Source organism: Actinomadura sp. K4S16, assembly GCF_008327685.1.
Taxonomy (GTDB): domain Bacteria; phylum Actinomycetota; class Actinomycetes; order Streptosporangiales; family Streptosporangiaceae; genus Spirillospora.
In genome coordinates this window covers 709,360-728,282 of the sequence record NZ_BDDE01000010.1, presented here as the reverse complement: position 1 = coordinate 728,282, position 18,923 = coordinate 709,360, and the positions used below count along the sequence as shown (strand labels likewise).

General features: G+C 73.8%; 20 protein-coding genes. 18 read left to right on the top strand and 2 right to left on the bottom strand.

Translation table 11 applies throughout. The features are described 5' to 3' along the window. Nucleotides 1-4 precede the first annotated feature (4 nt). The 4 genes from K4S16_RS04170 (at nt 5) to K4S16_RS04155 (ending at nt 3,488) form a co-directional block, all read left to right on the top strand. Entirely contained in the window at nt 5-634 is a 630-nt protein-coding gene (locus tag K4S16_RS04170) for a DUF4142 domain-containing protein (protein ID WP_149257420.1), read from the top strand. Nucleotides 635-652: 18 nt separating this feature from the next. Beyond that, a complete protein-coding gene (locus K4S16_RS04165) occupies nt 653-1,273 on the top strand; it encodes a DUF4142 domain-containing protein (protein WP_149257419.1) in 621 nt (206 codons plus the stop codon). A gap of 44 nt (nt 1,274-1,317) precedes the next feature. After that, on the top strand, nt 1,318-2,733 hold the full coding sequence (locus tag K4S16_RS04160; RefSeq protein ID WP_149257418.1) for a DUF1996 domain-containing protein: 1,416 nt from the start codon (nt 1,318-1,320) through the stop codon (nt 2,731-2,733). A gap of 71 nt (nt 2,734-2,804) precedes the next feature. Beyond that, nucleotides 2,805-3,488, top strand: coding sequence for an SDR family oxidoreductase (locus K4S16_RS04155; protein WP_149257417.1), 684 nt, complete (start codon nt 2,805-2,807; stop codon nt 3,486-3,488). Nucleotides 3,489-3,507: 19 nt separating this feature from the next. Here the strand turns inward: K4S16_RS04155 and K4S16_RS04150 are convergent, their stop codons facing one another. Continuing rightward, a complete protein-coding gene (locus K4S16_RS04150; protein ID WP_200841676.1) occupies nt 3,508-5,298 on the bottom strand; it encodes a long-chain fatty acid--CoA ligase in 1,791 nt (596 codons plus the stop codon). A gap of 228 nt (nt 5,299-5,526) precedes the next feature. Between K4S16_RS04150 and K4S16_RS04145 the strand changes: the two genes are divergently transcribed. The 6 genes from K4S16_RS04145 to K4S16_RS04120 all read left to right on the top strand — a co-directional run bounded on the left by K4S16_RS04145 (nt 5,527) and on the right by K4S16_RS04120 (nt 9,967). Next, nucleotides 5,527-6,222 (top strand): copper homeostasis protein CutC, encoded by a 696-nt coding sequence (locus tag K4S16_RS04145; RefSeq protein ID WP_149257416.1) that lies wholly within the window; start codon nt 5,527-5,529, stop codon nt 6,220-6,222. A gap of 92 nt (nt 6,223-6,314) precedes the next feature. Then, entirely contained in the window at nt 6,315-7,082 is a 768-nt protein-coding gene (locus K4S16_RS04140) for a metallophosphoesterase (RefSeq protein WP_149257415.1), read from the top strand. A 62-nt stretch (nt 7,083-7,144) separates the two neighbouring features. After that, nucleotides 7,145-7,579 carry an SRPBCC family protein gene (locus K4S16_RS04135; protein ID WP_149257414.1) on the top strand — a complete coding sequence of 145 codons (435 nt, stop codon included), beginning with the start codon at nt 7,145-7,147 and terminating at the stop codon, nt 7,577-7,579. 93 nt (nt 7,580-7,672) lie between these two features. Further along, on the top strand, nt 7,673-8,221 hold the full coding sequence (locus K4S16_RS04130; protein WP_149257413.1) for a hypothetical protein: 549 nt from the start codon (nt 7,673-7,675) through the stop codon (nt 8,219-8,221). A 49-nt stretch (nt 8,222-8,270) separates the two neighbouring features. Next, nucleotides 8,271-9,239 (top strand): ROK family glucokinase, encoded by a 969-nt coding sequence (locus K4S16_RS04125; RefSeq protein WP_149257412.1) that lies wholly within the window; start codon nt 8,271-8,273, stop codon nt 9,237-9,239. Between the two features lie 2 nt (nt 9,240-9,241). Further along, the gene (locus K4S16_RS04120) at nt 9,242-9,967 is read left to right on the top strand and encodes an endonuclease/exonuclease/phosphatase family protein (RefSeq protein ID WP_149257411.1); all 726 of its coding nucleotides are present in this window, start codon (nt 9,242-9,244) and stop codon (nt 9,965-9,967) included. On the opposite strand, the gene K4S16_RS04115 is transcribed toward K4S16_RS04120, so the two are convergent. Next, nucleotides 9,964-10,824, bottom strand: a complete 861-nt coding sequence (locus K4S16_RS04115; RefSeq protein WP_149257410.1) for a hypothetical protein — start codon at nt 10,822-10,824, stop codon at nt 9,964-9,966. The two genes, K4S16_RS04120 and K4S16_RS04115, sit on opposite strands and share 4 nt — an antisense overlap. A gap of 374 nt (nt 10,825-11,198) precedes the next feature. Between K4S16_RS04115 and K4S16_RS04110 the strand changes: the two genes are divergently transcribed. The 8 genes from K4S16_RS04110 (at nt 11,199) to thiI (ending at nt 18,711) form a co-directional block, all read left to right on the top strand. Then, nucleotides 11,199-11,936: a 1-acyl-sn-glycerol-3-phosphate acyltransferase gene (locus tag K4S16_RS04110; RefSeq protein WP_149257409.1), complete on the top strand. Its 738-nt coding sequence runs from the start codon at nt 11,199-11,201 to the stop codon at nt 11,934-11,936. Next, nucleotides 11,923-13,110 carry a MacS family sensor histidine kinase gene (gene macS / locus K4S16_RS04105; RefSeq protein ID WP_235036554.1) on the top strand — a complete coding sequence of 396 codons (1,188 nt, stop codon included), beginning with the start codon at nt 11,923-11,925 and terminating at the stop codon, nt 13,108-13,110. Before K4S16_RS04110 ends, macS begins: the two co-directional genes overlap by 14 nt. Nucleotides 13,111-13,136: 26 nt before the next feature. Beyond that, nucleotides 13,137-13,775: a response regulator transcription factor gene (locus K4S16_RS04100; protein ID WP_149258019.1), complete on the top strand. Its 639-nt coding sequence runs from the start codon at nt 13,137-13,139 to the stop codon at nt 13,773-13,775. A gap of 71 nt (nt 13,776-13,846) precedes the next feature. Then, nucleotides 13,847-14,854, top strand: coding sequence for a TIGR04222 domain-containing membrane protein (locus tag K4S16_RS04095; protein ID WP_149258018.1), 1,008 nt, complete (start codon nt 13,847-13,849; stop codon nt 14,852-14,854). Continuing rightward, nucleotides 14,844-15,665, top strand: coding sequence for a DUF692 domain-containing protein (locus K4S16_RS04090; protein ID WP_200841675.1), 822 nt, complete (start codon nt 14,844-14,846; stop codon nt 15,663-15,665). Before K4S16_RS04095 ends, K4S16_RS04090 begins: the two co-directional genes overlap by 11 nt. 48 nt (nt 15,666-15,713) lie before the next feature. Continuing rightward, nucleotides 15,714-16,163 (top strand): hypothetical protein, encoded by a 450-nt coding sequence (locus K4S16_RS04085; RefSeq protein WP_149257408.1) that lies wholly within the window; start codon nt 15,714-15,716, stop codon nt 16,161-16,163. A gap of 166 nt (nt 16,164-16,329) precedes the next feature. Beyond that, nucleotides 16,330-17,355, top strand: a complete 1,026-nt coding sequence (locus K4S16_RS04080) for a 6-phosphofructokinase (protein WP_149257407.1) — start codon at nt 16,330-16,332, stop codon at nt 17,353-17,355. A gap of 129 nt (nt 17,356-17,484) precedes the next feature. Next, nucleotides 17,485-18,711 carry a tRNA uracil 4-sulfurtransferase ThiI gene (gene thiI / locus K4S16_RS04075; RefSeq protein WP_149257406.1) on the top strand — a complete coding sequence of 409 codons (1,227 nt, stop codon included), beginning with the start codon at nt 17,485-17,487 and terminating at the stop codon, nt 18,709-18,711. The last annotated feature ends 212 nt before the right edge of the window (nt 18,712-18,923 follow it).

Below are 18,923 nucleotides of genomic sequence, written 5' to 3'. Positions count from 1 at the left end.
AATTGTGAAAAGCTCCTACGGAATAGATGAAAAGCGCGGGCCGCGCCTTCTCCAGAGGCGCGGGCTCCTGCTCGCGGGGGCCGGCGGCGCCGTGGCGGCCGCATTCGGGGTGGTCATGAATCCGGTGGGCCTCCCGGCCAGCGGGGCGGCGAACCTCGGCGGCACCGTGAACACCAAATGGGGACGGCTGAGCACCCTCGACAGGACGGTACTCGTCAAGGTCAGGCAGGCCAATCTGTGGGAGATGCCCGCGGGCCAGCAGGCTCAGCAGCGTGCGTCCGCCCCACGGGTGCGGCAGGTCGCCGAAATCATCTGGAGGCAGCACATGCAGCTGGATGTCGCCACCAGGGGAGTCGCGGAGGAGCTCGGCGTGCTCCTTCCCGTCGAACCCAACGGGGCACAGAAGAGCTACCTGAGAGAAATGTCGAGCAAGTACGGCGATGACTACGACAAGACCTTCGTGCTGCGGCTCCGCGCGGCCCACGGGCAGGTGTTCCAACTTCTCGCCAAGGCCCGCGCGCAGACCGAGAACACCAAGATGCGCCCCTTCATCGAAGCCGGTATGAAATTCGTCAACACGCACATCTCGCTGCTGGAGAGCACGGGCCTGGTTCCCAGGCGCGCCTTGCACTGAAGGGGCGGAGGAGGAGCCATGAAGAATTCCTACGGAATGACTGAAATGCGTTGGCTCTCGCGCCTTGGCCGGGGGCGCGCGCTCATGCTTCTGGCGACCGCGGTCGCCATTACGGCCGCCTTTGTGGCCGTCATGAATCCGATCAGGGCTCCCGCCAGCGGCGCGGCGGACACGGGTGGCACCGTGAACACCAAGTGGGGGCCGCTGAGCGCATCGGACAGGCGGCTCCTCGTCGAGGTCAGAACGACCGCACTGTGGGAGATGCCCACGGGTCAACAGGCTCAGCAGCATTCCGAGTCGGCCCGGGTGCAGAAGGTCGGCGAGACCATCTGGACGCAGCACTTGGAGAGGACGGACCCCGATGTCCGCTATGTGGCGCAGCAACTCGGGGTGCTGATTCCCAACGCGCCCGACGGCGCGCAGAGGAACTGGCTGAGAGAGTTGTCGGGCAAGTTCGGCGCCGACTACGACAAGACATTCGTACAGCGGCTCCACACTGCGGACCGGAAGATGTCCCAGCTCATCTCCAAGATTCGTGCGCAGACCAAGAACACGTTGATCCGAGAGTTCTCCGAACGCGTTCTGAAGGTCGTCAACACGCACATTTCCCTGCTGGAGAGCACGGGCTTGGCCTCCTGACGCGTTGAATGCACATCCAATCCCCTCAAAGGGAGCACTTTTCCATGGGACGAAAGAAGAAAGCCTTCGCCGCGGTGATCCCGGCGCTCGCCCTGGTCGCGACGGCCTGCCAGGAGACCCCCGGCGCGGCGGCGCAGCCGTACACCCCCGCGACCACCAGGGCGGCGAACCCGGCCGCCTATCCGGCCCGGCCCGCGGACGGCTCCGGGATTCCGAAGCTCCAGGGCGGCGGCCAGACGACCCCGCCGGCCGATCCGGAGGGCGGCCAGCAGCCCGGCGGAGGCCAGCAGCCCGGCGGTCAGATGGGTGACGGCGGCCAGATGGGTGACGGCGGCCAGATGGGTGACGGCGGTCAGATGGGTGACGGCGGTCAGATGGGCGATGGCGGTCAGATGGGCGATGGCGGCCCGATCGACGGCGGCCAGACGACCCCGCCGGCCGATCCGCAGGGCGGCCAGCAGCCCGGCGGCGGGCAGGACAACGGCCAGAACGGCGGCCAGAACGGCGGGCAGAACGGTGGCCAGAACGGTGGCCAGAACGGCGGGCAGGCCCCGGCGAATCCGGAGCTGCGCGCGGACCAGTTCGTCGACATCCGCAAGGCGCCGCGCGTGCGGCAGCCGCGCCGCAGCCGCCAGGCCTCGACCGGCGTGTTCGCGTCCAGCTGCGGGGTGAACGCGGGGCAGGCCCACAGCAACCCCGACAACGTGCTCGCGGCCCCCGGCGTCGTGAACGGCGCGCACCACATCCACGACTACGTCGGCAACCTGGACACGAACGCGTTCTCCACCGACGAGACCTTCGCCGCCGCGGGGACCACCTGCACCAACGGCGACAAGTCGGCCTACTTCTGGCCGGTGATCCGGCTCCGCGACGGCCAGGACAACTCCGACCGGGCGCAGCAGAGCACGGCGGACGGCAACGTCGGCAGCATCGTCACCCCGTCGAGCGTGAAGCTCCAGTTCCTCGGCAACCCGCGCAGCAAGGTGACCGCGATGCCGCGGTTCATCCGGGTCGCCACCGGTGACGCCAAGGCGGTGACGAACGGCCTGAAGAACGCGCACGCCAGCTGGACGTGCACCGGCTTCGAGAACCGGGCCTTCACCGACAAGTACCCGCTGTGCCCGCAGGGCAGCAAGGTGCTGCGCGTGCTGAACTTCCCGAGCTGCTGGGACGGCCAGAACACCGACAGCGCCAACCACCGCGACCACATCCAGTTCCCGGACCAGCGGACGGGGCAGTGCCCGCAGGGCACGAAGGCCGTGCCGCAGCTGCGGATGACGCTGGCCTACAACCTGCCGGCCAAGCCGCTGGCGTTCGCGCTGGACAGCTTCCCCGAGTCGGGCCACGACCCGGTGACCGACCACGGCGACCTCATCAACGTGATGGACGAGCAGCTGATGGCGAAGGCGGTGAACACGATCAACGGCAGGGCCGGGACGCGGATCAAGCGCCGCCGCTGAGCGGAGACCGGTTCCGAGGGTCCCGGGCGCGCGTCCGCGCGCCCGGGACCCTCGCGTCCTACGATCGCGGCATGAACATCGTGATCGCGGGCGGGCACGGGCAGATCGCGCTGCGGCTGTCCCGGCTGCTGGCCGCACGGGGGGACACCGTGCTGAGCATCATCCGCAACCCCGGCCACGCCGGGGACATCCGGGACGCCGGCGCCGAACCGGTCGTGTGCGACCTGGAGTCGGCGACCGCCGACGAGGTCGCCGGCCACTTCGCCGGGACGGACGCGGTCGTCTTCGCCGCCGGGGCGGGGCCGGGCAGCGGCGTGGCGCGCAAGGACAGCGTCGACCGGGCCGCCTCGGTGCTGACGGCGGACGCGGCCGAGCGCGCGGGCGTCCGCGGCTTCGTGCAGATCTCGGCGATGGGCGCCGGCGAGCCGCCCGCGCCCGGGCGCGGCGAGGTCTGGGAGGCCTACATCAGGGCCAAGGGCGAGGCCGAGGACGACCTGAGGCGCCGCGACGCCCTGGACTGGCTGATCCTGCGGCCGGGCCGCCTCACCGACGACCCGCCCACCGGGCTCGTGGCGCTGGCCGAGCCGCCGATCGGGCACGGCGCGGTCACCCGCGACGACGTCGCGGCGGTCATCGCCGCCCTGCTCGACGCGGGCGACGTCCGCCGCCACACGCTCGACCTGCTCAACGGCTCCACCCCGATCGAGGACGCCGTCGCCGCCCTGCGCCCGGCCCCCGGCGGGCCGGGCGCCTGAGCGCGGGCGGCACCCCGGGTCAGCCGGTGTAGAGGGCGTCGATCTCGTCGGCGAAGTCCTTCATCACCACGTTGCGCTTCACCTTCAGGCTCGGCGTCATGTGGCCGGCCTCCTCGGTGAAGTCGACGCCGAGGATGACGTGCTTCTTGATCGCCTCAGCGCGGCTGACCGACTTGTTGGCGTCGGCGACCGCGGCCTCGACCTCGGCGATGAGGTCGGGGTCGCGCCGCAGCTCGTCCACCGTCATCGCCTCGGGCTTGCCGTGCTGGGCCTTCCACGGGCCGAGCGCCTCCTCGTCGAGGGTGACGAGCGCGCTGATGAACTTGCGGCCGTCCCCGACGACGAGGCACTGGCTGATCAGCGGGTGCGCGCGGAGCCGGTCCTCCAGCGGGGCGGGCGCCACGTTCTTGCCCGCCGCGGTGACCAGGATCTCCTTCTTCCGGCCGGTGATCTTCAGGAAGCCCTCGTCGTCGAGGGAGCCGAGGTCGCCGGTGTGGAACCAGCCGTCGTCCAGGGCCTCCTTGGTGGCGGCCTCGTTGTTCCAGTAGCCGCGCATGATGTTGATGCCGCGGACGAGGACCTCGCCGTCCTCGGCGATGCGCACGTCGACGCCGGGGATGGGCCGCCCCACCGTGCCGATCTTGAGGGCGGAGGGCCGGTTGACGGCGGCGGGCGCCGTCGTCTCGGTGAGGCCGTAGCCCTCCAGGATCGTGATGCCGACGCCGCGGAAGAAGTGCCCGAGGCGCTCGCCGAGCGCGGCGCCGCCCGACACCGCGTACTCCACCCTGCCGCCGACCGCGGCGCGCAGCTTGCGGTACACGAGCGCGTCGAAGACCCTGTGCCTGGCCTTCAGCCCGAGGCCGGGGCGGCCGTCGTCCAGCGCCCGGCTGTAGGCGACCGCGGTCTCGGCCGCCGCCTTGAAGATCTTGCCCTTGCCGTCGGCCGCGGCCTTCTGCTCGGCGCCGTTGTAGACCTTCTCGAACACGCGCGGGACGGCCAGCAGGAACGTCGGCCGGTACGAGGCGAGGTCCGGCAGCAGGTTCGGGACGTCGCTGTGCCCGAGCACGATGCCGCCCTCGATGGTGGCGACCTCGATCAGCCGGGCGAACACGTGCGCGAGCGGCAGGAACAGCAGCGTGGAACTGCCCTCGACGGCGATCTCGGCGATCGCCCCCTGCACGGCGTTGCGGGCGGTCGACACCAGGTTCCCGTGCGTGATCTCGCAGCCCTTGGGGCGCCCGGTGGTGCCGGAGGTGTAGACGAGCGTGGCGATGTCGGCGGCGGTGCGGGACCGGCGGCGCTCATCGACCACGTCGTCCCCGACGTCGGCGCCGAGCCGGGTGACCTCCGCGACCCCGCCCGCGTCGATGCCCCACACGTGCGCCAGCTCCGGGAGCCGGTCCCGGACCTCCGCGACGGCCGCGAGGTGCGCGTCGGTCTCGGCGAACACGGCCTTCGCCCCGGAGTCGCCGACGATCCACTCGATCTGCTCGGCGGAGGACGTCTCGTAGATCGGGACGGAGATCGCGCCCGCCGCCCAGATCGCGTAGTCCAGGACGGTCCACTCGTAGCGGGTCCGCGACAGCAGGCACACCCGGTCGCCGGGTTCGACGCCGGCGGCGACCAGGCCCTTGGCGACCCCCGCCGTCTCGGCCGCGAACTCCGCGGCGGTGACGGCGCTCCACGCGTCGCCGCTCTTGCGGCGCAGCACGATCCGGCCGGGCTCGTCGGCGGCCCTGGTGAAGGGCGCGTCGGTCAGAGTGGCGGAGTCAGGTACCTCCACCATCGCGGGGACGCTGAACTCGCGCACGGCCCACTCCTGTAGTCGATCTGGTCGGCGGGGGCCCGCGCGGACCGGCCGTTGCGGCGGCGATGTGCGGACTCCCTCGATGCCGCATGATACCCACGAGTAGGAATAACGCCGCGAACCCCGGCGGTTAACGGCACGGCAAAGACCGTCCGCCGGCCCCGAGGCGCGCCGCCGGTTCGCCTACGCTTGAGCCGGTCGCACAACGCAAGCGGGTTCCCGGGGGTCGCCATGTCGCTGCTGGAAGTGATCGCGCTGACCGCGGCGGACGCGCGCGCGGCGCAGGAGGGCGGCGCCGACCGCCTCGAGGTCGTCGCCGACATGGCCGCGGACGGGCTCACCCCCGACCCCGACCTGGTCGCGGCCATCCGGGAGGCCACGTCGCTGCCGATGCGGGTGATGCTGCGCGCCAACGCGGGGTTCCGCACCACCGGCGCCGAGCTGGACCGGCTGCGGCGCGCCGCCGCCGGCCTGGCGGACGCGGGCGCCGACGGTTTCGTGCTCGGCTTCCTCGACTCCTCGGGCCACGTCGACGCGGGCGCCACCGGCAAGCTCGCCGCCGACACCGACCCGCTGCCCTGGACCTTCCACCGGGCGGTCGACCACGCCGCCGACCCCGCCCAGGCGTGGGGCGCGGTCCGCGCGTTCGGCGGCCGGCTCGACACGGTGCTGACGGCGGGCTCCGCCCGCGGCGTGGACGCGGGCGTCGACGTCCTCGTCCGGCGCGCCGCCGAGGACCCCGCCGCGGCGAAGATGATCATGGCCGGGGGCGGGCTGCGCCGCAAGCACGTCGCCGTCCTGTCCGCCGCGGGCATCACCGCGTTCCACGTGGGCACGGCCGTGCGGCCGGACGGCGACTGGGAGGCCCCCGTCGACCCCGCCCTGGTCCGGGAGTGGCGCACCCTCGTGGCGGCGGCCGCCGGCTGACCCGCCCTCTCCGCGCCCCCGCCCTCCACGCCCCCGCCTTCCCCTTGACCCGCCCGTTCACCGGAGCGGTGGGCGGCATTACATTCGGTTTCATGCGGATCCATGTGGTGAGCGACGTCCACGGCCGCGCGGACGCGCTGGCGGGCGCGGCGGACGGCGCGGACGCCCTCATCTGCCTGGGCGACCTGATCCTGTTCATCGACTACCACGACCACGGGCAGGGGATCTTCGCCGACCTCTTCGGCCAGGAGAACGCCGACCGCTTCATCGCGCTGCGCACCGAGAAGCGCTTCGCCGAGGCCCGGGAGTTCTCCAGGGGCCTGTGGGCGTCGCTGGACGGGGACGCCCGGCCGCACATCGAGCGCGCCGTGAACCGGCAGTACGCCGAGCTGTTCGCGGCCATGCCCGCCCCGGCGTACCTGACCTACGGCAACGTCGACGTCCCCCGGCTGTGGGACGCGCACCTGCGCGACGGCCACCGCGTCCTGGACGGCGAGACCACCGAGATCGGCGGGCTGCGGTTCGGGTTCGTCGGGGGAGGCCTGCGCACCGAGTACCGCACCCCCTACGAGCTGGACGACGAGGCGTTCGCCGCCAAGGTCGAGGCCGTCGGCGAGGTGGACGTGCTGTGCTGCCACATCCCGCCCGCCGTCCCCGAGCTGCTGTACGACACCGTGGCGCGCAGGTTCGAGCGCGGCAGCGAGGCGGTCCTGGACGTGATCCGCCGCACGCAGCCGAAGTACGTGCTGTTCGGGCACGTCCACCAGCCGCTCGCGAGCCGGGCCCGCATCGGCCGCACCGAATGCGTGAACGTCGGGCACTTCCGCGCGCGCGGTGTGCCCTACGTCCTGAACGTGTGACCCATACTCTCCTAGGGACAGCGGGCCCGCAGGGGCCCGGGGCGAGCCGGAGGGAGACGCAGATGGCGGACCGCACGAGTTCCTCCATCACGGTCAAGGCCGGGAAGTCCGAGATCATGGCGGTGATCGCCGATCTCGAGGCGTACCCGGGGTGGGCGAGCGGGATCCGCGAGTTCACCGTGCAGGAGAGGGGCGAGGACGGGCGGGCCTCGCGCGCCCGGCTCACGTTCGACGGCGGCCCGTTCAGCGACACCGTCGGGCTCGCCTACACCTGGGAGGGCGACGACCGGGTCTCGTGGGAGCTAGTCGAGCCGGGCACGGTCGTCACCGGCCTGCACGGCACCTACGGCCTGGCGGAGCGGGACGGCGTCACCGAGGTGACCTACGAGCTCGCCGTGGACGTGCGCATCCCCATGATCGGCATGGTGAAGCGCAAGGGCGAGAAGCGGATCATCGACTCGGCCCTCAAGGGCCTCAAGCGCCACGTGGAGGGCTGAGCCCCCGCGGGTGGCGGCCCGATCACGGCGCGGAGGCGACAACAGGCGCGGAGGCGATACCGTTCACGCCGACGACGGATGGAAGATGGAGTCATGAGCGACCAACCGGGCGACGTCCTGGACGAGGCGGCCAAGCTCTTCGACGCGCTGATGAAGCGGGTGGGCGGCGGCGGCCGGGGCGAGCCCGCGGGCCGGGAGGAGCCGGCCGGGGACGTGTGGGACCGTGCCATCGCCGAGGAGTCGGCCGAGGGCGCGGCCGGAGGGCCGGCCGCGGGCGGGCACGGGCCGCGCATCGCCACCGGCGCCCCGGAGTGCCGCGACTGCCCGGTCTGCCGGGCCATCGCGATCAAGCGGGAGTCCGGCGGCGACGTGGGACGGCACCTGCGCGAGGCCGGGCGCTCGCTGTTCGCCGCCGCGCTGGACGTCGTGGCGGCGTTCGAGCGGACGGGCGCCTCCGGTGGTGCGGGCTCCGGCAGCTCGGGTTCCGGCAGGGCGGGCTCCGATCGTGCGGCCTCCGACCGGACACGGCCGCCGGAGGGGTCGGAGGGCGCGAGGGCGGGTACGTCCGATCGGTCGGAACGTCCCGATCCGGGCGACCCGTGGTCGGCCGCCACCGGCGGCGGCCCCATCGACATCGGGTAGAGCGGGAGTGGCTCCAGCCAGGGGCGACGCGAGGAGGAGGAAGGGTTACATGACCCTGACCATCGGCGTGGATGTGGGCGGCACGAAGGTGGCCGCGGGGGTCGTCGACGACCGGGGGACGATTCTGGAGAAGGTCCGCCGGCCGACTCCCTCGACGAACCCCAAGGAGACCGCCGAGACCATCGCCGAGGTCGTCGACCTGCTCAAGGGCAAGTACGAGGAGGTCGCGGCGGTCGGGCTCGGCACCGCGGGCTTCGTCGACGAGACCCGCTCCACTGTGCTGTTCGCGCCGAACCTCGCCTGGCGCGACGAGCCGATCAAGGAGAAGGTGGAGAGCCTGGTCGGGCTGCCGGTCGTCGTGGAGAACGACGGCAACGCCACCGCGTGGGGCGAGGCCCGGTTCGGCGCCGGGCGCGGCGAGAACTTCCTCGTCCTGGTGGCCCTCGGCACCGGCATCGGCGGCGGCATCATCATCAACGGCGAGCTCTACCGGGGCCGCTTCGGCATCGGCGCGGAGATGGGGCACTTCCGGGTCGTCCCGGACGGGCGCCGCTGCGGCTGCGGCAACCGCGGCTGCTGGGAGCAGTACGCCAGCGGCAACGCCCTCGTGCACGAGGCGCGCGACCTGGCCCGGGTGGCGCCCGCGATGGCGGGCCGCCTTCTGGAGCTCGGCGGCGGGCGGCCCGAGGGCATCAGCGGCCCCGAGGTGTCGCAGGCGGCCCGCGAGGGCGACAAGGCGGCGCTGGAGTGCTTCCGGACGATCGCGCACTGGGCGGGCCAGGGCCTGGCCGACCTCAGCGCGATCCTCGACCCGGGCGCCTTCATCATCGGCGGCGGCCTGTCGGACGCCGGCGACCTGCTGCTCGACCCGATCCGCGCCGCCTTCGAGGACGCCCTGACCGGCCGCGGCCACCGCCCGCTGCCCGACATCCGGATCGCCGAGCTGGGCTCCGCGGCGGGCATCGTCGGCGCCGCCGACCTCGCCCGCGTCCGCCCGTTCCAGGACGTGGTCGTCTAGGCGTGGCCGCCGTCCGGCTGCTCTCCTACAACGTCCGGTCGCTGCGCGACGACCCCGCCGCCGTGGCCCGCGTCGTCCGGGCGAACGCCCCCGACGTGGTGTGCCTGCAGGAGGTCCCGCGCTTCTGGGGCTGGCGGCTGCAGCGCCGCCGCCTCGCGCGCGCCTGCGGCCTGCGGATCGCGGCGGGGCGGCGGGCCTGCGGGCTCGCCGTCCTGGCCGCGCCGCACGTGCGCCGCGTGGCCCGCGAGTTCCACCTGCTCACTCCGGACCCGGGCCTGCACCGCCGCGCCCTCGCGATCGCCGTCCTGGAGACCGGCGGCGCCCGCCTGATCGCCGCGAGCACCCATCTGGACCTGGCGGACGGGCCGCGCCTGCGGCACGTCCACGAGATCCTCGCCCACCTGGACCGCGCACGCCGCCGCCACGGCGCCCCGGTGGTCCTCGCGGGCGACGTCAACGAGGAGCCGGGCGGCCGGTCCTGGTCGCTGCTTGCCGAGCGCTTCCAGGACGGCTACGCGGCCGCCCCGGCGGGCGGGGAGGCGACCTTCACCGCACGCGCACCGAAACGCCGCATCGACGGGGTCTTCGCCGACCCGGCCGTGCGGGTCACCGCGTGCGGGGTCCCGCCGGACGACGCCGGCGACCACCCCCTGGCCACCGACCACCGGCCCGTCCTGGCCGACCTGGCGGTGCCCCAGGCGATGCCGCCCCTGGACGACGGCCCCTAGACGACGGCTCCGTCGTCGGGGTCGCGCGGCTCGTCGCCCATGCGCAGGACGAGGGTGACGAAGCCGCCGATGAACGCGGCGACGGCGAGGAAGGCGGCCCAGCCGGGGACCTCCCAGTCGAGGATCACGGTGACGAGCAGGTAGACGGGGCCGCCGATCAGCGCGATCCAGGCGCCCTTGGTGAGCGGGTCGGCGCTCGGCAGCGGCGGGGGAGGGGGCGGGACGTAGTGGCCCTCGTCGTCATCGTCGTCGGCGGGGAACTCCGGCGCCTCGGCCGGCCGGATCACGCGGGCCCGGGGCAGCCGCCCGGTGCGGTCCTCGCCCTCGCCCGGGGGGTCGGCGGGCTCGCGGATGTTCTCCTCGTCGGGCCACGGGACCTCGTCGCCCTCCGGCACGGTGTCGAACCCGGCGACGATCTCGGCCCAGATGGCGTCCTCGTCGCGCTCGGCGGGGCCGCCCGGCTCGGCGGCGCCCGCGCCCGGGTCGGCGAGGCCGGTGCGCTCCGCGGCGCCCGGGCGCCCGGCGTCGAGGCGGTCCGCGTCCAGGCGGTCGGCGTCGCCGGCGCCCTCGCCGTCGGCGCCGCGGGCGGAGGCCTCGCGCAGCCGGGCGAGGTGGACGCGCAGGATGCCCTCGGCGGCCGGCTTCATCTCGACGTCCACGTACAGCCGGTCGAGGACGTCGCCGGCGACGGGCTCCACGACCGTCTCGGCCACGTCGGGCAGGCCGGACTGCGACGCCGCGTAGGCCGCGACCCCGGCCTCGCCGAGGGCCGCCAGCATCGCGTCCGCGAGATGCGGCGCGAGGTCGACCAGTGGGGCGTAGGTGTCCGCTGACAGTCCATTGCCACGGCGATTCACGGGGCCGGCTCCTTCGACGACTCCGGCGTGACCGACAGCACCGGCATGGCGGCCTCCGCTCCCCCCATTGACATGTGGTGCCCGGTCGCGCCCCGACGGGCAGGCGCTCCCGGACACCCCGAAACGTGTGTCCCACGGTATTCGCTGCGCCGCCCGGGACAAGCCCTCCGGCGCACCCGATTGAGATTTACCGCTCAGAGCCTACGTTCATTCCCGGTCCGCCGCCGGAGCGCGGCCGGGTTCCGCTGAGAGGTACCGGCCGGTAGATCGATGGGACGGAGAGTGGGAAGATGTCCCATCATCCCCCGTCGGCCAGGACCGGGCAGGCCCGCCCGGAGGCGTCCGCTCGGTCCGAGGAAAGGTGCCCGCGAACGATGCTCTGGTTCTGGATCATGCTGAGGATCGTCCTCTCCCCGGTCATGTACCTGCTGTGGTGGCCGCGGAACCGGGGGGTGCGCAACGTCCCGAAGCGCGGGCCGGCGCTGATGGTGAGCAACCACCTGTCGTTCGCCGACCACTTCTTCGGCCCGCTGCCGCTGATGCGCCCGATCTTCTTCATCGGCAAGGAGGAGTACTTCACCGGCCGGGGGATCAAGGGGCTGATCAGCAAGGGGTTCTTCACCGGCGTCGGGGTGGTGCCGGTCGACCGGACCGGCGGCTCGGCGGCCGAGGCGGCGCTGCAGACGGGGCTGCGCATCCTCGGCGAGGGCAAGCTGCTCGGCATCTACCCCGAGGGCACCCGGGCGCCCGACAACCGGCTGTACCGCGGCAAGACGGGGGTCGCGCGGCTGGCGCTGAAGTCGCGGGTGCCGGTGATCCCGATGGCGATGATCAACACGTTCGAGCTGATGCCGCCCGGCAGGCCGTACCCGCGGCTCGGGATCCGGCCGGGCGTGCGGTTCGGCGAGCCGATGGACTTCTCCCGCTACTACGGGCGCGAGGACGACCACGAGGTGCTCCGCGAGATCACCGACGAGATCATGATGGCGATCCGGAAGCTGTCGGGTCAGGAGTACGTCGACCGGTACTCCGCCGAGGTGAAGGCGGAGCTGGCCGGCAAGGAGGTGCGTCCCGTCGAGGACGACGACGGAGGGCTGAGTGACCGCGGCTGAGCCGCGCGGGACGGGCCTGGAGACCGCCCTGTGGCGGGCCGTCGCGGTCTACCGCGGCCTCGCGCTCTGCTACGCCGCGATCCTGATCGCCATGAACTCCGGCGGTTACGCCCACCCGCTCGGCGGATGGGCCGTCCTCGCCGCCATGGCCGTGTGGACGGGGTACGCGTCGTTCGCCTTCGGCCCCGCCTCGTTCCCCCTGGACGGCCTGGGACGCCGCGCGCGGGCGCTGCTGGCCGCCGACCTGGCCGTCGCGGCGGCCTGCGTCCTGGCGACGGCGTGGGTGGAGACGACCCGGCACATCACGGCCGGGCGCCCGACGCTGCCGGTGTCGTGGGTGGCGGCCGCGGTGCTGTCGTGGGCGGTCGCGGGCGGGCGGCGGGCCGGCCTCGCCGCCGCGGCCGTACTCGCCGCAGCGAACCTGGCGGTGCACGCGGTCGCCGGGACGGCCGGCGGCATCGGCGGGACGACGATCAACGGAATCGTGCTGCTGTTCCTCGCCGGACTCGTCGTCGGGCACGTCGTCCGGCTGGCGCGGGAGGCGGAGGCGCGCCTCGCGCGGGCCGTCGAGCTGGAGGCGGCGACCCGGGAGCGGGAACGGCTCGCGCGCCGCATCCACGACTCGGTGCTGCAGGTCCTCGCGATGGTGCAGCGGCGCGGCGGCGAGCTCGGCGGCGAGGCGGCCGAGCTCGGCCGCCTGGCGGGCGAGCAGGAGGCGGCGCTGCGCTCCCTCATCGGCGCGGGCTCGGCGCCGCCGCCCGAGCCTCCCGGCACGGGCGCCGGGACCGACCTGCGCCCGCTGCTGACCGGGCACGCGTCCACTTCCGTGACGGTCTCGACGCCCGCCACGGAGGTGCGGCTGCCCCCGCACGCCGCCAGGGAGGTCGAGGCCGCGGTGGCGGCGGCGCTCGACAACGTCCGGCGGCACTGCGGCGACGGCGCCCGCGCGTGGGTCCTGCTGGAGGACGGCGCGGGCGAGGTCACCGTCAGCGTCCGCGACGACGGGCCGGGCATGCCCCCCGGGCGGCTCGACCGCGCCGCCGCGGACGGGCGGCTCGGCGTCGCCCAGTCCATCCGCGGCCGCATCGCCGACCTCGGCGGGACCGTCACGATCTTCTCCGCGGAGGGCGACGGGACCGAGATCGAGATGACCGTGCCGCGGGCTAGGGTGTGACCGTGAGCGAGGTTTCCCTCCGGGTCATGGTCGTGGACGACCATCCGATGTGGCGCGAGGCCGTGGCCCGCGACCTGGCCGAGGCCGGCCACGACGTGGTCGCGACCGCCGGGGAGGGCCGTGCCGCCGTCCGCATCGCCGCCGCCGCGCGCCCGCAGGTCGCCGTGGTCGACCTCCAGCTGCCCGATCTCAGCGGCGTCGAGGTGACCCGCCGCCTGGCCGCCGCCGACCCGCCCGTCCGCGTGCTGGTGCTGTCGGCGAGCGGCGAGCAACAGGACGTCCTGGAGGCGGTCAAGGCCGGGGCGACCGGCTACCTGCTCAAGTCCGCGGCCCGCGACGAGTTCCTGGACGCCGTCCGGCGGACCGGTGAGGGCGACGCCGTCTTCACCCCCGGGCTCGCCGGCCTCGTCCTCGGCGAGTACCGCCGCCTCGCCGCCGCCCCGGCCCGCGAGGACGACGGCGCCCCGCGGCTGACCGAGCGCGAGACCGAGGTGCTGCGCCTCGTCGCGAAGGGGCTGACGTACAAGCAGATCGCGCAGCGCCTCGTCCTGTCCCACCGGACGGTGCAGAACCACGTGCAGAACACCCTCGGCAAGCTCCAGCTCCACAACCGCGTCGAGCTCGTCCGCTACGCCATCGAGAAAGGCCTCGACGAAGAGGAGTAGCGCGGGGGGCGAACCGCCGTGGCGCCGCCTGCGTCAAATCGCGCAAAAGTGCATCGCGACGGGAGCGCGCCATGGCGGACGAGATCCTGGGCCCCCAGTTGGGGTTCCTCGCGGCCCACATCCTGGTCGGACTCGTGCTTCTGAAGATCCTTCGGGGCCGCCGGGCGGCGGTGAAGCGCGGCACGCCCCCCTTGCGCAAGCTGCACCCGTACGAGGTCGCCTACCTGCACGGCGGCGGGCGGCACGCGATCGCGGCCTCGATCACGGCGCTGCGGCTGGACGGCGCCGTCGACGCCTACGCCGACGGCCGGCTGATGGCCACCGGGCCGTCGGCCTCCGGCCCGCACGCGGCCGGCAAGCCGCTGGACGCGGCCGTCTTCGGGGCGATCGCGGTCGGCCGGGCCGGGACGCTCGCCGAGCTGACGGCCGAGCCCGGCGTGCGCGCGGCGCTCGACCAGCTCCGCGACGGCCTCGTCGCGCTGGGCATGCTGCTCTCGCCGAGCGGGCGCCGCCGGCTGCGGACCCTCCAGCTGGTCATGTTCGGCTGGGTGCTGGTCGGCGGTGTCGCCTTCGTCCTGAGCGACGCCTTCAGCGGGTTCCCGGCCAAGGCCGTTCCGGTGATCGCGCTGATGGGCCTCACCGCCGGCGCTCTCGGCCTCGACACGTCCGGCGAGCGGACGGATGAGGGCAAGCAGGCCGTGGAGCGGCTCAAGGAGTCCGAGACCGGCCTCGATCCGGAGCACACGCCGTCCTACACCGGGCTGCCGCCCCAGGCCGCGCTCATGGGCGTGGCGCTGTTCGGCACGCCCGCGCTGATGGCGCTCGACCCGACGTTCGCCCAGACCGTGGGGCTCGGCCGCTACCTGGAGATGACCCGGGTCGCGGCCGTCTCCGGGGCCTCGTCGGGGTCGTCCTCCTCGTCGGACGGCTACGTGTGCTCGTCGACCGCCTCGGTGTGCTCGTCGTCCTCCTGCGGTGGCGGCGGCTCGTGCGGCGGCGGAAGCAGCTGCGGCGGCGGGGGCGGCTGCGGGGGAGGCGGAGGCTGCGGCGGTGGCGGAGGCTGCGGCGGTGGGAGCTGACGTGCGGCTGGGCGTGGGGATCGGCTGGCGCCCCGAGATCGCCGGGTTCGTGGGCGCCCTGCCGGGGCTGCGGTTCGCCGAGGTGATCGCCGAGTCGGTGCATCCGGCGGGGCCCGCGCCCGAGCTGCTCGCGCTGCGCGACCGCGGCGCGATGATCGTCCCGCACGGGGTTCGGCTGTCGCTCGGCGGCGCCGAGCCCGTGGCCGCCGAGCGCGTCGCGCACCTGGCCGCCTGCGCCGAGGCGCTCGGCGCGCCGCTGGTGAGCGAGCACGTCGCGTTCGTCCGCGCGGGCGGCGTCGAGGCCGGGCACCTGCTGCCGGTGCCGCGCACCCGGGCCGCCCTGGACGCGCTGACCGCCAACATCCGCCGCACGCAGGCGGAGCTGCCCGTCCCGCTCGCCTTGGAGCCCATCGCCACGCTCTTCGACTGGCCGGACGCCGAGTTCACCGAGGCCGACTTCCTGACCGAGCTGCTGGAGCGCACCGGTGCCCTCCTGCTGCTGGACGTCGCCAACGTGTACGCCAACGCCCGCAACCGGGGCGAGGACCCCGTCCGCCTCCTCGACCGCCTGCCGCTCGACCGCATCGCCTACTGCCACGTCGCCGGCGGCTCGGAAGAGGGCGGGCGGTACCACGACACGCATGCCGCCGCCGTCCCCGCCGAGGTCCTGGACCTGGTCGGGGAGCTGTGCACGCGGCACCGGCCGCCCGGCCTGCTGCTGGAGCGCGACGGCCGCTACCCGCCCGCCGCGGAGCTGCGGGCCGAGCTGGACGCCATCGCCGCCGCCTCCGGACTGGCGCCCGTCACATGAGCGGATCGGAACGCATGAGCGGATCAGGGGCATGAGCGGATCAGGGGCATGAGCGGGTTCGACGCCGGGCTGGCGGCGGCGCAGGAGGCGCTCGTCCGGGCGATGACGGCGGGCGGGCCGCTCCCGGACGGGTTCGACGCCGGGGCGGTGCGGGCGGCCGCGCACGGGATCCTGCTCAAGCGCGCCGGCGAGGTCGCCCGCGCCTGGCCCGCGCTGGCCGCCTCCTACGGGGCGTCCTGGAAGGGGGCCTTCGCGGCGTGGGCGGCCGAGCGCCCGACGCGCGGCTCCTTCCGGGACGGCTGGGACTTCGCGCGCGAGCACCGGGACCGGCTCGCCGGCGACGCGGCGCGGGAACTGGCGCTGGCCGAGGTCCGGTGGTCCTATGACGGGCGGGAGCCGCCGCGCCCGCGCCGGGCGGCGGTGCGGCGCCTGCCCGGGGGAGCGGCGGTGCTGTTCCGGGGGCGGGTCCGCGTCCTCGGCCGGGGCCCGTCCGGCTGAGGCGGCGGTCCGGGCGAACGGTGTGCCGCCGGCGCCCGCGACGGGCTATGGTCTAGACCAATGTCGGCGCGCCGGGACCTTTCGGAAGGCCCGTGCCGCCGCGTGCGGCGACTAGTCTGGAAACCTCGATCGAGGGAGGAGTCCGGTGGCGGGAGAAGGTGACGGCATGCGCGTCGGAGTGCTGACCGGGGGCGGCGACTGCCCCGGCCTGAACGCGGTGATCCGCGCGGTCGTCCGCAAGGGCGTCCAGGTCTACGGCTACGAGTTCGTCGGGTTCCGGGCCGGCTGGCGCGGGCCGCTCGAAGGCGACACCGTGGCCCTCGACGTCCAGGCCGTGCGCGGGATCCTGCCGCGCGGCGGGACGATCCTCGGCTCCTCGCGGACCAACCCGGTCAAGGTCGAGGGCGGCGTCGAGCGGATCAAGGACAACCTCGCCGGCCTCGGCGTGGACGCGCTGATCGCCATCGGCGGCGAGGACACCCTCGGCGTCGCGCGCGAGCTGTACGCCAACGGCGTCAACGTCGTCGGCGTCCCGAAGACGATCGACAACGACCTGAACGCGACCGACTACACCTTCGGCTTCGACACCGCGGTGAACATCGGCATGGAGGCCGTCGACCGGCTGCACACCACCGCCGAGAGCCACCACCGCGCGCTGATCTGCGAGGTCATGGGCCGGCACGCGGGCTGGATCGCGCTGCACGTCGGCATGGCCGCCGGCGCCAACGTCATCCTCATCCCCGAGCGGCCCTTCGACATCGAGAAGGTCTGCGAGTACGTGGAGAGCCGGTTCAAGACCCGCTACGCGCCGATCATCGTGGTGTCGGAGGGCGCGCACCCGATCGACGGCCAGATGCAGCTGCAGACCGGGGAGCGGGACGCGTTCGGCCACGTCCGGCTCGGCGGCATCGGGCAGGCCCTCGCCGACGAGATCGAGAAGCGCACCGGCAAGGAGGCCCGCGCCACCGTGCTCGGGCACATCCAGCGCGGCGGCACCCCCACCGCGTTCGACCGGGTCCTCGCCACCCGCTTCGGCCTCCAGGCCATCGACGCCGTCAAGGACGGCGACTACGGCAAGATGGTGGCCCTCCAGGGCACGAGCATCATCCGGGTCGGGCTCGACGAGGCCACCAAGGAGCTCAAGACCGTCCCGCTGGAGCGCTACTCCGAGGCCGAGGTCTTCTTCGGCTGATCCGCCCGCGCGGGAACAGGGATTCCGGGTCGCGGTGTTGCCTTCTCTGGGCCACACTGGAAGTTCCCCGCTTCCACCCTGTTCGTCCATCTTGTTCGTTCGACCCTGTTCCCGCCAGGAGGATCCCGCATGACCACGCTCGACACCGCGCCGGCGGACGTCCGGGAGCAGTCGCCGGTCGACGGCGAGCCGTGCGTCCTGCTCAAACTGGGCGAGGTCGTCCTCAAGGGCAAGAACCGCGAGCAGTTCGAGCGCCGCCTCGCCGACAACGTGCGCACCGCCGTCCGGCCGATCGCCCGGGTGGACGTCGTCCGGCGGCACGGCGTCTTCATCGTCCGTCGATCCGGTGCTGATCTCGCCACCATGGAGCGGATCGCGCAGCGGATCACCGACGTCATGGGCATCGTGTGGGCGCACCGCGCCTGGCGGGTCGGCAAGGACGTCGCCAGCGTCGAGCGCGCCGCCCTGGAGCTCATGGACGGCCGGACCGGCACGTTCGCCGTCCGGTCGCGGCGCCGCGACAAGCGGTTCCCGATGACCTCCACCGAGCTCGACCGGCACGTCGGCGCGCTCGTCGCCGCCCGCTACGGCCAGCCCGTCCGGCTCAAGGACCCCGAGCACACCCTCTCGATCGAGGTCGACCGCGACGAGGTGTTCGTCTACTCCGGCGGCCTGCCCGGGCAGGGCGGCCTGCCCGTCGGGATGAGCGGCCGCGGCCTGGTGCTGATGTCGGGCGGCATCGACTCGCCCGTCGCCGCGTACCGGATGATGCGCCGCGGCCTGCGGGTCGACTACCTGCACTTCTCCGGCATGCCGTTCACCGGCCCCGAGTCGATCTACAAGGCGTACGCGCTGGTCCGCGAGCTGGACAAGTTCCAGGGCGGGTCCCGGCTGTTCGTCGTGCCGTTCGGCAAGGCGCAGCAGCAGATCAAGTCGTCCGGCGCCGACCGGCTCGCGGTGATCGCGCAGCGCCGGCTGATGCTGCGCACCGGCGAGGTCCTCGCCCGCCGGCTGCGCGGCTCCGCGCTGATCACCGGTGACGCGCTCGGGCAGGTGTCCAGCCAGACCCTCGCCAACATCACCGCGCTGGACGACGCCGTCGAGCTGCCGATCCTGCGGCCCCTCGTCGGCATGGACAAGGTCGAGATCATGGACCAGGCGCGCCGCATCCGGACCCTGACGATCTCCGAGCTGCCCGACGAGGACTGCTGCACCCTGCTCGCGCCCCGCCGCGCCGAGACCCGGGCCAAGATCGGCGACCTGCGCCAGATCGAGAAGCGCCTCGACGTCGGCGAGCTCGCCGACCAGCTCGCCGCGTCCGTCCAGGAGCACCGCCCCGCCTACGGCGCTGTGTGACAAACAGTCCCGGCCCACTTCGCTCGCCTGGCGGCTCGCTGCGTGACCGGGCCTGGGCGAACGCGGCATCGCTTCGCGATCTGCCCGGTTCCGCTCGCCTCCGGCTTCGCTCCACCGGCCAGGTCACGCGTTCGCGCGCGTGGCGAGGCCAGTTCGAGACAGGTTCCAGGTCGCCTCGCGCCGGGCCGCTTTGATCCGCGCGGTCCGGCGCG